Raw genomic sequence first — 14,066 nt, 5'->3', positions numbered from 1 at the left:
CATAATGGGTAGAAGAAGAGTTCAGGGGCGTGTTAGAGCGCCGCTAACCTGCAGCGAGCAGATAGCGCTCAATCGTTGTGCGGCACACATAGCGCGCTCTAAATAATAAGCAGAAATTCTTTGTGGTTGAATGAAGCATCTATTCTCTCCCACACCTATTATATCACGAAGAGGGGAACCTGGTCTAATCGGAATTTTGTTAGCCACCTCATAGTCAATGGCACACTCATAGGCGTATACTACATATCGCTGGCAGATGGTAATTACCATGCTCTGCTAATCATCCTGCTGGAAGGAGGGATTAAGCATGCGCTTCTGCTTTATCTTAGAGGAAAAATATGTTCATAAGCCAATGCCAATGGTTATTGCTGACCAGTTAGAGCAATGGGGGCATGAAATTGAAGTGCTGCAACCATACGTGGCTGTTACCAGCCTTACCGACCTATCGCTTACTGACTATGACGCCTATGTCTTAAAAACTGTCTCGGATGGGCCTGGGCTGACTATTCTGGAGGCTGCGGAAGCTGTAGGGATACCCACAATTAATAATTCGCGCGCTATTCGGCTTGTGCGCGATAAAGCGGTTGCCGCTGCTTATGGCTACGCGCGCGGCCTGCCTATTCCCTTGACCTATTTTGTTGGCCATCCGCGGGCCTTGGGCAAAGTGCCGCATGAGATCTATCCGGTGGTAGTGAAGCCGAGCAATGGCACGTCGTTGCAGGATATTCACCTTGTGCGCACGCCAGAGGAGATGGCGGCGCTAAGCTTGGATGAAACAACTCACTATCTGGCCATGCATTATGTCGAGAATACGGGCTTTGATATCAAGCTGTACGTGACCGGCCAGGAAGTCCATGCGATTGCAAAAAGCTCGCCTTTGCATGATAGTGTCCAGGAAGAAGAGGTGCCGGTGAACCGCGAGATGCTCAAGCTGGCGCGGCGCGTAGGGCAGGTATTTGGCCTTGATCTCTATGGTGTGGATGTACTGGAAACCCCTCAAGGCTTGATGGTTGTGGATATCAATGATTTTCCCAGCTTCTATGGCGTGCCCCGTAAGGTTGCCTCGATTGCCGAGTACATCCTGCACGCGGCTTATCGCTGCCGCCGCAGTAGAGAGCGTAAGGTGCTCTCTATTCAGAAGCAAAAGGTGCTGCGGCGGCAAGAGTCGAAGCTGGTTGCAGCTCAGCTTATGCGTTATAACCCCAGTGTCAGGCGCGTGCAGATGAATTAGCTCTGTGCCAGGCTTCCTTGCAAATGGGCAATATCGTTGAGCACATAAAGCACGCGCTGCTGATCGGCCGCGCGGACGATAGTAATAGAGGTGTTGGCGCAGGGAAAGAAGAAGTCTTTTGCCAGTCCCAGTACTTCGGCAGCATAGGCGTTGATGACACCTGCGTGCGCGAAGACGAGGATGCGCTCCCCTATATGTCTTTGGGCGATTTCATCAAGAGCGCTGGCGATGCGCTGACGAAAGGCGCGAGAGGCTTCGCTGTTAGGAATGCTATCCCAGGTGCCTGTGCTGGCGGCCAGGCGCACAATCTCGGCCTGACGGGCTCTCAGAGCTTCGGTAAGCGGGGTAAGGTCGTCGCCCTGCTGGAATTCTGGCACTGGCGTAATACTACCAAGGCGAACCTCTTTGAGCTCTTCGACAAGGATGGCCTGCATGTCAAGCTGTTCAAGCAAGGGAGCGCCTGTTTCCAGGCAACGCTTGAGAGGACTGCTATAGGCGGCGGCAAAGCTAACATTTTTGAGCCGCCTGGCCAGCGCCTGGGCCTGGCTGCGTCCTTTCTGGCTTAAGGGCAAGTTGTTATAAATCCCGCTGGGAATGATCTCATCTGGTCCTGGAATGGCATCGCCGTGACGGATAAGATAAAGCTCTGCGGCATGCTCATGGCGAGCTAAAAAGGGATCTTGCATAAGGCTCTTTTCTAGCTTGAGTATGGCCAGAAGAAAGATATGGGCTTGCTCCTGGCTGGAAACGCTGCTCATTTTTAAGGAATGTACTTTCTCTTCCTTAATATTGAAGGAAGAGCTTAGGGTTGGCTGGCTGGTTTGAGAGCTGGCGTACGACGGAGCGGGCCAACGCGCGCTTATGCACCTCATCGGGCCCATCGACAATATGCAGCGTACGACCGTGAGCCCACATAGAGGCAAGAGGGAAATCATCGCTGAGCCCGGCGGCGCCAAAGGCCTGGATAGCTCGGTTAAGCACATTTGTATGCACTTCTGGAACGCTGATTTTGATCATGGCTATCTCGTTCATTGCCGACTTCTTGCCAAGGTTATCGATAGTCCAGGCCGCCTTCAGGGTGAGCAAGCGGGCCTGTTCAATCTCGATCTGGGAGCGCGCAATCCAGTCCTGAATCATGCCCTGTTCTGCCAAAGGCTTGCCAAAGGCGACCCGCGAGGCCACGCGCTGACACATGAGCTCAAGCGCGCGTTGGGCCACACCGATAGAGCGCATACAATGATGAATGCGTCCGGGTCCCAGGCGGGCCTGCGCGATAGCAAAGCCGCTGCCTTCCTCTCCCAGTAAATTGCTGGCCGGCACGCGCACGTTCTCAAAGAGGATCTCGCAATGGCCTTCATTATCGACATAACCCATCACGGGAAGGTTGCGCTTTACCGTGAGGCCTGGCGTGTTGCGGGGCACAAGAATCATGCTCTGCTGACTGTGACGATCGGGATTGTCGGGATCAGTTTTGCCCATCACGATAAAGATCTGACAGCGCTCGCGGGCTGCACCGGAGATCCACCATTTGTGGCCATTGAGCACATAGTCAGGGCCGTCACGTCGAATTGTGAGCTGAATGTTTGTGGCGTCGGAACTTGCCACCTCTGGCTCGGTCATGGCAAAGGCCGAACGGATCTCCCCAGCTAGCAAGGGCTGTAGCCAGCGTTGCTTTTGCTCAGACGTGCCAAACTGGACAAGAATCTCCATGTTGCCGGTATCGGGAGCTGCGCAATTAAATACTTCTGAGGCCCAGCCTACGCGGCCCATGATCTCGGCCAGTGGTGCGTACTCAAGATTCGTGAGCCCGGCCCCATATGCTCGATCGGGCAGAAAGAGATTCCAGAGGCCTTGCTCCCTGGCCCTGGCCTTGAGCTCATCCACAATCTCGGCGTGATGATGAGGATTGCCTGAAGCCGCAATCTGCTCGCGATACGTTTGCTCGTGAGGATAAATAGAGCGTTCCATGAAATCAGTCAGGCGCGTGCGCAGTTCGTTGACCTTATCTGAGTAAGCAAAGTTCATACCCCGTCTCCTTTTATCTGCTTGCGGTCCGGTTTGGCCGTCCCTGTTGAATATATCACATGCTTTATGAGCAGTTCCATCTTGCCGGCTGGGCAAAACGACGAAGGGCTGTTGGAGTCAATTATTGGGAAGAAGAGAATGAAGAATAGCCACACATACCATGAAAAAGAGGGGAAGGGATAAAGCATTAGGAAAGCAGAAATAGCCTTATCGCCCCATCAAATAGCGCCAACTTGACAGTATATATCGGCGCATGCTAAGAAGAGAAAGTATATAGTTGTGCAATTTTGTGGGAGGGATAAGCCCGCGCGCAGCGTTATATATCTTGCCTGGACCAGAGTAAAAAGGCCTGCGTTTTTATTTTCTTATAGATAATCTCTGAATAATTCTTTATTAACGCCATTACTACGTCTGTGAGGTTGGCATGCAACAAGATCCGCACACCCCTGTGCCAGGGCAAAATTTGGGAAGCCTGTTTAAGCACCCTCATTCATTTATGGAACATACACATAATGAGCTATGGGACCAGGAAAAGCAAGAAATGGGGGCGCAAAGTCAGGATGAGCAGCTAAAAGTACCAGATTTTGCCGAACAGCCTACCATGGCTCTCCCTCTTCCTCAAGGTTCATCGCCTCTCTTTTATGAGCACATCAATGATCTCCTAAAGCAGCCAGCCGCTGGGAAATCGCGTCGCCAGATTCTTGAAGAACAGTTAGCCTATGCGCAGCTGGATGAGCAGTTGGAGGAAGATCTTGATTTTAGCCGTATGAGTACTTTGCACCTCATGCAACTGAGTGGCATGATGCGCGCGGTAAAGCTTGCTCCGGCTGCTCCCTCCAGGCCAGGAGGGGCGGGATCAGCGGCAAGCGTCAACAATGTTGAGTGGTGGTCAAACGTGCGCGAGACAGGCATGTTGCCGGTTGTCTCAAAGATGAAAACAGTCTCCATGCCTGCCGTCCCTGCGACTCCTGTTGCGCCTAAAGCGGAGCCAACCTGGAAAAAGCTTCTCGGCATGCCGGCGGTCAGAATTGCCCTGGGTTGTATCTTCGGCGCAATTATGCTCTTCCTCGTCTTTCGTAGCATCAATATTCCCAAGACCATTAGTATTCTGCGCGCGAGCCTGACAACGCCTCAGGGTCTCCTCTTTGCCTGCCTTGCGGCCCTCTCGTGTGTCGCCTCGTATGCTATACGCGGGGCGCGCTGGCGCTTTTTTGTCAGCCGGGTGGGAAAAGTCAAGACGCTTAAGGCCATCCAGATTTTCCTGGTGGGGGTCTTTATTAACTTTGCCTTGCCCGTGCAGGGAGGAGAAGTGGCCAAGAGCCTCATGCTCAAGCGTATCGCGGGCATTCCGATCAGCCAATCGCTGCCCACAGTTGCCATGGATAAGGCCCTTGATTTGATGCCAGCCCTCATTATTATGGCTATTGTGCCCTTTATTGGCGTCTCGATGAATGCCACGCTCTGGATCATTTTAGGGACTGTAGGCGGCATTTTGCTAGGCCTGATCTTCGTTGTTGCCTTAACTGCCTGGAATCGTGGCCGAGCGCTCAAATTGATCCAGCTGGTATTAAAAGTTTTGCCCAAAGGAATTGGTGGCAAAATCGAGGGCTTTGCCATGGGCCTTGTCGATTCGCTGCTCGCCGCGGCGAGCAATCCCAGAACATTTATCCCGGCAATCCTGTTGACATGCCTGGCAGTTACCTGCGATGGTTTATTTGCCCTCTTCTCGTTCTGGACGATCGGTCTGAGCAAGATGAGCTTTGGCGCGGCTATCTTCGGCTATACTACCTATAATATGTTTACGATTCTGCCCTCGCCGCCAGGTGGTGTGGGCAGTAACGAATTTTATGGAGGCCTGGTCTTTAGCAATCTATTGGGCTTTAATAGGGATAGCGTCACGGCAATGTTTCTATTTTCGCATCCCCTCTTTGCTATCGTCATGACCATCACTGCCTTGATTTGTCTGCGCACCATGGGCTTGACCATCGCCAGTGCCTTACGGGTCCAGAGTAGCAGTGAGGCCAGCGGCTCGGGAGCGGCAAAAGCAGAAGAGGCGATGTCATCTCGCGTCTAGCTTGCTGATGTGGATCAACTTAGCAAGACTGACTAGATGTAAGAAGGCCAGGGGTTTTCTCATGGCAGTGCTGGTTTATGGCCTGGAAGCACAAGCTGCCATTTTCCCCTCAAGAATATTGTCTTTGTGCAATACATAGAGTATATTGTGACGTGTCTTATGCACACCTGTACAAAAGCCTTTATTCATAAGCAAGCATCCCCATGCAACATTGTCGGCATATACCTCGTATAGATTTTATAGATTCAAGAAACCTTGATACATCTATTGCTAAACTGAATGCTATCTGCCTTATCTTGCCAGGCAGCGCACGAGAGGAGTTACTTGTAGTGGCAAACTCGTCCCCGCTCAACGCTGATGCTTCTAAAAAAGCTAGAATGATTTCCAGTACGCTTGGTATTGGTTATAGCATCCTTATCAACGGAGCATTACCATTCATTATCTATTCTCTGTTAACCAGCTACACGCGAATGCCAGAGATCTGGGCTTTGCTTCTTTCTGGCGTTCCGCCAATAATAGACTCTATTGTGGGCGTGATTCGCAAACGCCGTATTGATCTTATCGCAGGTATTGTCCTGGCTGGAATTGCCATTAGTCTCTTCCTGATGCTCCTTGGCGGGAGCCCACGCCTCTACCTGGTTCGTGAATCTTTCTTTACAGGTGCCTTTGGCCTGGCCTATCTCGTTTCGCTTCTCTTCCCGCGTCCGCTCGGCTTCTTTTTTGCGCGCCACTTTGCCACAGGCAATGTGCCGGAAAAAGTGGCTTGGTTTAATTCGCTCTGGCAGTATCGCGGCTTCCGCATTTCTATGCGCGTCTCCACGATTGTCTGGGGCCTGGCTTTTGTACTTGAAGCGATTATACGTACCGCTCTGGCTTTTATATTGAGCGTGCAAGAATTTCTGCTGATCTCGCCTTTTGTTTTCTATGGCACGATGGGCCTTGTGATTGTCTGGACGATGCTCTACTCGCGTAAAGGAAACAAACGGGCTCAGGCCTTGATGGCGCAGCGTGAAGAAACTTCTGCAACTCCAGTCGTGGAGGAAAAAGGCGCTTGAGCAAAGCCTGATTTTAGGCTGCCCTACAGCGTGCGCACTTGTGGTACGCTGTTTTTATTTGAGCACCTTTGCTAAACGTTCCAAAAAGAGATATTTGGTGGGAATAACTCCTCCCTATCACACGTTATAGATAGTGAATTAGCAATCAGGGATGAAGAGCGCTAGACATGGCCGAAGATGCCGTGATATAATCTGACATCACATCCTTGAATGTAGCAGTGTAGGATACAGTTGCCGCATCGCTAGAGGCGAAAAAGCGTAGGGCGCAAGAAAAAGAGAGAGCGTCATGAAGGAAGCTATTTCTCATAGCGGCATAAAGAGGGTATAGCATACACTGACTACGCTGCTCTCCATAAGAAGTGAAAAGATCCAGAAGAAGACTATGAGGGGAATAATCTTCCTCTTCCCGATGTTATAGATAGTGAATTAGCAATCATGGCAAGAGAGTGCTAGACAGAATGAGTTGTCTCTGCTATAATTTAGCAGTCGCCTCGATTGTCTGCTAATACCATACATGTGGAACGCCACATCTGAAAGATGAGGAGCATACATAAATGAAATGTGAACGTTGCCAAGAGAACTCTGCCAGTGTACGCATCGATCAGATGGTTAACGGACGACGCCAGCATCATTACCTGTGCCAGTCGTGCGCTGACGAACTGATGAGAGCCATGGGGCAGATGGAAGGCCTTGATGGTGCAATAGGTGCTCCCTTTGGTTTCTTTAACAAGAATAATGCTGCCTCCGCTGCCGGTGGCGTAAATACCGCGACTGCGCAGAGGCAAGCTAAAGATAGTAAAACACCAACCTTAGACCAGTTTGGACGAGACCTGACGGCTGAGGCTGCTGAAGGAAAATTGGACCCGGCGGCGGGCCGCGATCGCGAACTGCGTCGCGTCATCACAGTGCTGGGACGACGCCAGAAGAATAACCCTGTACTGATTGGTGAGCCAGGCGTTGGTAAGACAGCCATTGTCGAGGGCTTAGCCCGGCGTATAAACGAAGGGAATGTCCCGCCCACGCTGCGCGGCAAGCGTATTGTCTCGCTAAATATTGGTGGCATGGTGGCCGGTGCGATGTTCCGTGGCCAGTTTGAGCAGAGGGTCAAATCGATCCTTGAGGAATTGCGCCAGGCGCCCGAAATTATTGTCTTTATAGATGAATTGCATACAGTTGTCGGGGCTGGTGCTGCTGAGGGTGCGGTTGGGGCTAGCGACATGATCAAGCCTGCCCTGGCTCGTGGCGAGTTGCGCTGTATTGGGGCGACCACCCTTGATGAATATCGCAAGCATATTGAGAAGGATGCTGCGCTAGAGCGCCGCTTCCAACCTGTGATGGTAGGTGAGCCTTCGGCTGAAGAGGCTGTTACTATGCTGCAGATGGTGCGACCAAACTATGAAGCGCACCACGGCGTAAGCGTGACCGATGAAGCAATTGAAGCGGCTGTCAAGCTCTCTGATCGCTATATCAACGATCGCTTCTTGCCAGACAAAGCAATTGATGTGATGGACGAGGCCGGTTCTGCTCTGCGCTTAGAGGCGAGCGAGAAAGGCATCATCAGCCCAACCTCGATTTCCGATCTCGAAAAAGAGCTGGCTGATATCCAGGCTCAGAAAGAGGCTGCGGCTAATGCTGAAGATTATGAGCGCGCCGCACTCTTACGTCAGCAAGAGTTGTTGGCACTCTCTAAACTTGAGAGGGCACGCGGTCAGTCAAGCGAGATGGTTTCGCTGATCGTCACCCCTGAGCATATCGCTCGCGTGGTTGAGAACTGGACCGGTGTTCCCGTAAGCCAGATGCTAGAGAGCGAGCGGCAGAATCTGAAGAATCTGGAGAGCGATCTGCGCAAGCGGGTCATTGGCCAGGATGAGGCGATTTCGGCTGTCGCCAAGGCTATCAGGCGCTCACGCGCTGGCCTGAAAGATCCCAAGCGGCCAATCGGTTCGTTCCTGTTCCTTGGACCGACAGGTGTTGGTAAGACAGAGCTGGCCAAGGCCCTGGCCGCCGAGCTCTTTGGTGGCGAAGAGAACATGATCCGGCTGGATATGTCGGAATACATGGAGCCGCATACTGTAGCTCGCCTGTTTGGCAGCCCTCCGGGATATGTTGGCTATGATGAAGGTGGCCAGTTGACCGAGCAGGTCCGCCGCCGCCCATATAGCGTAATCCTCCTGGACGAGGTTGAGAAGGCGCATCCGGAAGTCTTCAACGCCCTGTTGCAGATTATGGATGATGGTCGTCTTACCGATGGTCAGGGTCGCACGGTAGACTTCAAGAATACCGTAGTGATTATGACTAGCAATGCTGGTAGCTCTGATCTCAAGCGCGCAGCTCGTATCGGCTTCTCGGCCAAACGTGACGAGGATGCACGCGATGAGCAGCACGAGGCAATGCGCTCGAAGGCTTTGGATAATCTGAAGCGGATCTTCCGCCCAGAATTCATTAACCGTATCGACCAGATAGTTGTCTTCCATGCTCTGGGCAAAGTTGAGCTCTATCGCATCGTCGATCTAATGCTCAATCAGGTTCGCTTCCGCCTACAGGAGCAAGGTATGGCTCTAGAGGTCAGTGATGAGGTGCGCGATCTGCTGTTGGAGGAAGGCTTTGATGAGGAGTATGGTGCTCGTCCGTTACGCCGAGCTATCCAGACCCATGTCGATGATGCTCTGGCAGATGCCTTGCTCGATGGTAAGATCGCTGAGGGTCAGACCGTGGTTCTCTCGGTAAGCGATGGTCAGATCGTGGTAAACGCCCAGGCGGTTGCCCAACACGCATAATAGATAAACTACGCGCGAGTGTTCACCTCGCAATCAGTAGCCCGTCCACTACTTCCTCAAAAGGGAGCGGTGGATGGGCTTTTTATATGTATAAACTTTGAGGCCTTGCTTGCTTTATATCTATTAATGAGTATAAAATGTGTTAGGGGCTATGAAGAATCAAGCTGGAAATAGCTCTTTAAACTGATGAACTATCTGCGGTACATTGCCTTGCCTCTACGTTGAAATAGAGATGAAAATAGTATTGTATGTTGGTAGGAATGGAGCGCGTTGAGGGATATTTCTGCTGCTTTTCTAAGGTGGTGTATTTATGCATACCGATTGCCGTCAGGGCTCACTTCAGCAGCTCTCCTTGATCAGAGAGCAGATCATTGTGCTGCGCCAACTCATTACCGAGGATGCATATTGCCCCGATATTTTGCATCAGGCCTTGCTTATCCGTAAGGCTCTGGAGCAGCTGGAAAGCTTTATTATGGAGGGGCACATGTCTAGCTGTGTATCGGCTGGCATGAGAGAAGGGCGCGAGGAGGCAATTATTCAAGAGCTTCTGGAAATCTATGGCCTTATCGGCAATCGCTAAAGGTCTGGCGCGATGAGCTGCAATGAGGTATCTGGATGGAAAGCGAGAACGAGATTAGCTTGTCAACTGGGAAGGTGGGAGGCCGCTGGTCCCGGTTGGGCATTTTATGGCCCTGGACGCTTGCTCTAGTAGCCTGGCTGGCTTTATTCATGGCTACTTTGACGAACCAGTTAGTTCTATTTGACCATGATTATCTACTTAACTCGGGTCATCTACCCTGGCTGCTCGCACTTGCCGTGTTTTTGCTCATGTGGCAGGTGATGACTCTGGCTATGATGCTTCCCTCTACTTTACCAACGCTTTTTCTTCTGGTCCCTGAGCGTGGGAGGGGCGGTTGGAAGATGCAGGCAATCTTTCTTCTTGTGTATGCGGCTGTCTGGACGATCTTTGGTGTGCTGGCCTTTCTTGGCGATACATGTGTACACTGGCTTGTCAATCACTGGGAATGGCTCTATCAGCATGCGGAAGTAATTACGCTTGTCCTTTTCGCGCTGGCCGGTGGCTTCCAGCTTTGCCGTTTTAAGCGGCGCTGTTTGCTGGGCTGTGGGGCACATCTGAGCTTATGTAAGGGCTCTGGCTTGCGTACGGCAGGTGCCCTGGGATGGCGCTATAGCTGGTATTGTGTTGGCTCATGCTGGGCATTAATGTTGGTGACGTTCGGGTTGGGAGGAAAAAATCTGTTAGCTATGGCTCTGGTTGCTCTAGTTATTCTCTTAGAGAAGGGGTTACCCGAAGTGCGTATCTTCAGGTTTGTGGTTGGAGGAGCGTTTTTACTGCTGGCTCTGTTGTGGGCGGCTTTGCTCTGATAGGGTGGTAATGACTATCACGCAGTAGGCCGGCTGTAAGCTTTCTGCCCTGTTCTTGTCTGGTGCAACGCTCTGTATTTGCTGCCGGATAAAGGTCATCTGTAAGTAACACAAAGACGAGCTTTGACGTATCATTCTATAGAATGATATAGAGGATTATTGGAAAACTGCCTGGAGGTCATCACTGGTCTGCAGCGAGATACGGTTTTATTGCAGTGACTGCCTGTTTTGCAGTGAGGGTCATCTGCTATTAGTTTGCGATAGATCAATTACATTTTTCCCTCAATATACTGGATATGGCAGAATGCTCGTATTATGGTAATGCATAAATAAACAATAAATTATCTTTTGCCATAATAAGAGTGAGTCAGGTAAGATATATTAACATTGTAGAGTTTGCTTAAACTCATCTAATTGTGTTACACTGCTATAGCGAAAGATAGTTCTATGTGGAGAGCAGGCATGGAAATGAGAGCCACGCGTACGAATGCCTATACAGACCGTCGAGAGCCGCGCCTCAAGCGTATGAGCTTTGAGCAGAGAGCAGAGTTGCGCAAGCGTTACTTTGCGGATGTACCATTATGGCGTCGTGCTCCCATTGGGTATATTGCGGCATTTCCTCTGATAGGCTTAACTGTGCTGGGTACATTATTTGTACAAAGATTTCTGGCCGGGCACTTTTATTTTGCCGGTTCGCTATGTATTCTGGCTGTTTTGTTTATTGCGCTGCTTTGGGGTGGAGGGCCATCATTAGTAGCCGTAATCTTGAGCACGTTCGTGCTTGATTATTTTGTGCTGCCTTCGGCCGGATATACCGACTTTACCAACTGGCAGGGCTTTGTGCAGCTGATCCCCTTTGTCATTTCTGGTCTGACGATTGCGATTATTACGTCGCAGCGCGAGCGCGCGCGCTTGAATGCTCTGGCGGCCGAGCAGGAGTTGCAGAGCTATGCGGACGAGCTAGAGGTCATTAATCAGAAGTTGGAAGACGCGGATCAAATGAAGGATCGTTTTCTCTCCATTGCCTCACACGAGTTAAAAACGCCAATTACTACGATCCGTGGTCAGGCTCAATTGGCTCTGCGCCGCATATCGAAGCAGAAAGAGTCCTCATCACAGATGGATGGGTTGCGTACGACGCTTGAGAAAATCGACGACCAGACAACGCGTTTAACTTCTCTTGTCAACGAGCTACTGGATGTAAGCCGGATGCGGGCCGGAAAGACTGAGCTGCATAAGAAACCATGTGATCTACGTGAGATCTGCCGGGAAGTGGTAGATGATCAGCAGTTGCTGACCGGGCGCACGATTGTGCTGGAGGCGGCTCCAAGCTCTGTGGAATTGCAGATAGATAAGGATCGTTTTTCGCAAGTGCTGGTCAATCTCATCAGTAACGCGGTGAAGTACTCGCCCGAGGAGAGCCCTGTGGAGATTTGTGTGGGCAGTAACGGCTGCCATGTGATCGTGGAGGTGCAGGATCATGGCAGAGGGATTGCTAAAGATCAGCAGGAGCTCATCTTTGATACGTTTTACCGCACTCCCGATGCCCAGGCCTCCTCAAAGCAAGGTTTGGGCCTGGGGCTGGCAATCTCGAAGGATATCGTTGAGCGGCATGGCGGGCGCATCTGGTGCGAGTCGGAGCCGGAGCAGGGCAGTAAATTTACCATAGAGCTGCCTGTCCACTAGGCGTGGTTCTTTTTCTAATTTTTGGCCTGCCAGCACGCTATTGGGCAAGCTGGCAGCGCCACCAGTTGCCGCTACGCTCGGCGGTCTTGATGCGGTGACAGTTGGCGCAGCGCACCTCGCATTTGGTGATTTCGGCTTCGATGCGCGGCCAGGAAGTTTTATTGCTTAGTAGCCTTGACACTTCGTCTACTTTAACGCCTCTTACGTGGTCAAACTCAAGAACGCGTGGATCTTTGCAGCCACAGTCAACACAAGGATGCGTAGCAAGATAATCATAAATACGCTGTCTGTTTACCTCATAAGTGTGCAAATCGTGCTTTCTTGCTTTGCTCATATATAACTGTTTATTGCACTCGTAATGTTTCCTGCTATACTCTGTTGTGCATGAGCGACAGCGGGAATTGCGTATGCCTTTAGCTTTGTTCTTCCAGTTAAACTCTTCTATGGGTCTCTCTTTGCCACAACTATTGCAGTATTTTCGGGACATGATGAAGGACCTCCAATATTTGATTTTGCAAAAGAGGATAGCGTGGGATCATTTAACCTTGCCTGAAGCGCCATTGCTGACTTCTTTCGAGTGTCTTGAGGCGATGGCAGTTGGCACAGCGGACCTCACATTTGGTGATTTCAGCTTCGATGATAGACCAGGATAGAGCCCTATTGAGCATTTTTGATATATCGCAGGCTTTATTGTCGCTGACGTGATCGAAATCGAGGCAGCGTATATCGGTATTGCCGCAATCGATGCAGGGATGTGCTAATAAATAAGCATAGAGTCGTTGCTTATTTTCATTGTTTACATATGTGTTACGTACAACTGCACGGTTGAGATAGACTTGTTTGTTGTTCTGATAATGGCGTCTATTGGCCTCAGCCTGGCAAAATTTGCACCATCTCTGGCGTATACCACGCGCTTTGTGTTTCCAGCGAAAGTCCTCTTCAACATCTCTCTCCTGGCTGCAGCCTGGGCAGACTTTTTTCATACCTTAACCACCCTCCAAAGCGAATATATGTATTTAAAGATAGCTATCAGTTCAGTACTGGAGGGTAATATAGATGTAACTACAGAGAATGTCAATAAAATAATGTAATTTTATTCAAAATATGAACTAATTGTAATATTAGAGATAAGTTCCCTATGAGGAAGAGCTGTTAAGAGAAAAGTCGCCAGCAAAAAGCCAGTTCGGAGGCGTAAAGTAAGCAAGAGCTGTGTGAGTAGGGAATAGTCTTAAAGTTACCTGGAGAGATAGATTTTTACGGGAAGGATCGATGATGCTTAGAGGAGTCATATAATCTTGAAACTAAACAAAAAGAAAATCACCTGAATTTTAACATTCAAGTGATTGTTACACAGGCAGGGGTAGGAGGAGTCGAACCCCCCTCGACGCTTTTGGAGAGCGTTGCACAGCCGATATGCCATACCCCTATGGCGGAGAGGGAGAGATTCGAACTCTCGGAGGGGTTGCCCCCTCAGCGGTTTAGCAAACCGCCGCACTAGGCCACTATGCGACCTCTCCTTAAAAACGCTCATAGAACCTGCCATCAGGCCTGTTCTACATATCGCCGTTCAGTAACATTAATAGTTGACAGTACCGGCGAACTGAGATGAGTATACCAAAACCATATCGCCCTGTCAAGCGTTTCGCCGGCAATTTATCAGATATTTGCTAAAATTTACAGCCATTTGCCTGACCACAATAGGACCAGTTCGAAGCTGTTGGAAAGCGAGCCTGCAGAGCATGGGATGAACCAGCAGCGCCCTTGAGTTTTCCCATGCCCCGCAATGGTTAATTGGGGCAGACCGGCCAGGAGACCAGCCTACTTAGTGTTAG

The 14,066-nt window shown here is 50.6% G+C and carries 11 protein-coding genes and 2 tRNA genes; 7 read left to right on the top strand and 6 right to left on the bottom strand.

Annotated features, from left to right (window positions below; all coding sequences use genetic code 11):
• Positions 1–307 precede the first annotated feature (307 nt).
• Complete coding sequence (locus tag EPA93_RS24775; protein WP_129890076.1) at positions 308–1,231, top strand: ATP-grasp domain-containing protein; 924 nt, start codon at positions 308–310, stop codon at positions 1,229–1,231.
• Here EPA93_RS24775 and EPA93_RS24770 read toward each other — a convergent pair.
• Together EPA93_RS24770 and EPA93_RS24765 are read right to left on the bottom strand one after the other, a co-directional pair.
• Positions 1,228–1,989, bottom strand: a complete 762-nt coding sequence (locus EPA93_RS24770) for a histidine phosphatase family protein (protein WP_165423374.1) — start codon at positions 1,987–1,989, stop codon at positions 1,228–1,230. The two genes, EPA93_RS24775 and EPA93_RS24770, sit on opposite strands and share 4 nt — an antisense overlap.
• Before the next feature lie 25 nt (positions 1,990–2,014).
• A complete protein-coding gene (locus EPA93_RS24765) occupies positions 2,015–3,256 on the bottom strand; it encodes an acyl-CoA dehydrogenase family protein (protein WP_129890074.1) in 1,242 nt (413 codons plus the stop codon).
• Positions 3,257–3,752: 496 nt separating this feature from the next.
• Here EPA93_RS24765 and EPA93_RS24760 point away from each other — a divergent pair, with 496 nt between their 5' ends.
• From EPA93_RS24760 to EPA93_RS24735, 6 genes are all read left to right on the top strand, one after another.
• Positions 3,753–5,330 (top strand): lysylphosphatidylglycerol synthase transmembrane domain-containing protein, encoded by a 1,578-nt coding sequence (locus EPA93_RS24760; RefSeq protein WP_165423373.1) that lies wholly within the window; start codon positions 3,753–3,755, stop codon positions 5,328–5,330.
• A 329-nt stretch (positions 5,331–5,659) separates the two neighbouring features.
• Positions 5,660–6,385 (top strand): VC0807 family protein, encoded by a 726-nt coding sequence (locus EPA93_RS24755; protein WP_129890072.1) that lies wholly within the window; start codon positions 5,660–5,662, stop codon positions 6,383–6,385.
• Between the two features lie 554 nt (positions 6,386–6,939).
• The gene (locus EPA93_RS24750; protein WP_129890071.1) at positions 6,940–9,162 is read left to right on the top strand and encodes an ATP-dependent Clp protease ATP-binding subunit; all 2,223 of its coding nucleotides are present in this window, start codon (positions 6,940–6,942) and stop codon (positions 9,160–9,162) included.
• Between the two features lie 310 nt (positions 9,163–9,472).
• Complete coding sequence (locus tag EPA93_RS24745) at positions 9,473–9,742, top strand: metal-sensing transcriptional repressor (RefSeq protein WP_129890070.1); 270 nt, start codon at positions 9,473–9,475, stop codon at positions 9,740–9,742.
• A gap of 35 nt (positions 9,743–9,777) precedes the next feature.
• On the top strand, positions 9,778–10,548 hold the full coding sequence (locus tag EPA93_RS24740) for a DUF2182 domain-containing protein (protein ID WP_129890069.1): 771 nt from the start codon (positions 9,778–9,780) through the stop codon (positions 10,546–10,548).
• 462 nt (positions 10,549–11,010) lie between these two features.
• On the top strand, positions 11,011–12,234 hold the full coding sequence (locus tag EPA93_RS24735) for a sensor histidine kinase (protein WP_165423372.1): 1,224 nt from the start codon (positions 11,011–11,013) through the stop codon (positions 12,232–12,234).
• Between the two features lie 37 nt (positions 12,235–12,271).
• Here the strand turns inward: EPA93_RS24735 and EPA93_RS24730 are convergent, their stop codons facing one another.
• The 4 genes from EPA93_RS24730 to EPA93_RS24715 all read right to left on the bottom strand — a co-directional run bounded on the left by EPA93_RS24730 (position 12,272) and on the right by EPA93_RS24715 (position 13,751).
• Positions 12,272–12,568 (bottom strand): hypothetical protein, encoded by a 297-nt coding sequence (locus EPA93_RS24730; protein WP_129890067.1) that lies wholly within the window; start codon positions 12,566–12,568, stop codon positions 12,272–12,274.
• A gap of 205 nt (positions 12,569–12,773) precedes the next feature.
• Positions 12,774–13,217, bottom strand: a complete 444-nt coding sequence (locus tag EPA93_RS24725) for a hypothetical protein (RefSeq protein ID WP_129890066.1) — start codon at positions 13,215–13,217, stop codon at positions 12,774–12,776.
• 372 nt (positions 13,218–13,589) lie between these two features.
• A tRNA-Trp gene (locus EPA93_RS24720) sits at positions 13,590–13,660 on the bottom strand.
• A gap of 1 nt (position 13,661) precedes the next feature.
• Positions 13,662–13,751: transfer RNA gene (locus EPA93_RS24715), tRNA-Ser, on the bottom strand.
• Positions 13,752–14,066: the final 315 nt, after the last annotated feature.

Source organism: Ktedonosporobacter rubrisoli (assembly GCF_004208415.1).
In the GTDB taxonomy this organism is placed as follows: domain Bacteria; phylum Chloroflexota; class Ktedonobacteria; order Ktedonobacterales; family Ktedonobacteraceae; genus Ktedonosporobacter; species Ktedonosporobacter rubrisoli.
The sequence above is the reverse complement of the archived record's forward strand: the minus strand, read 5'-3'. Positions and strand labels throughout refer to the sequence as shown.

Bases quoted from the DNA above. Each gene is read 5' to 3' on its own strand.
- EPA93_RS24725 (WP_129890066.1), bottom strand. From the start codon at position 13,217: ATGAAAAAAGTCTGCCCAGGCTGCAGCCAGGAGAGAGATGTTGAAGAG.
- EPA93_RS24745 (WP_129890070.1), top strand. From the start codon at position 9,473: ATGCATACCGATTGCCGTCAGGGCTCACTTCAGCAGCTCTCCTTGATC.
- EPA93_RS24760 (WP_165423373.1), top strand. From the start codon at position 3,753: ATGGAACATACACATAATGAGCTATGGGACCAGGAAAAGCAAGAAATG.
- EPA93_RS24730 (WP_129890067.1), bottom strand. From the start codon at position 12,568: ATGAGCAAAGCAAGAAAGCACGATTTGCACACTTATGAGGTAAACAGA.
- EPA93_RS24765 (WP_129890074.1), bottom strand. From the start codon at position 3,256: ATGAACTTTGCTTACTCAGATAAGGTCAACGAACTGCGCACGCGCCTG.
- EPA93_RS24770 (WP_165423374.1), bottom strand. From the start codon at position 1,989: ATGAGCAGCGTTTCCAGCCAGGAGCAAGCCCATATCTTTCTTCTGGCC.
- EPA93_RS24740 (WP_129890069.1), top strand. From the start codon at position 9,778: ATGGAAAGCGAGAACGAGATTAGCTTGTCAACTGGGAAGGTGGGAGGC.
- EPA93_RS24735 (WP_165423372.1), top strand. From the start codon at position 11,011: ATGGAAATGAGAGCCACGCGTACGAATGCCTATACAGACCGTCGAGAG.
- EPA93_RS24750 (WP_129890071.1), top strand. From the start codon at position 6,940: ATGAAATGTGAACGTTGCCAAGAGAACTCTGCCAGTGTACGCATCGAT.
- EPA93_RS24775 (WP_129890076.1), top strand. From the start codon at position 308: ATGCGCTTCTGCTTTATCTTAGAGGAAAAATATGTTCATAAGCCAATG.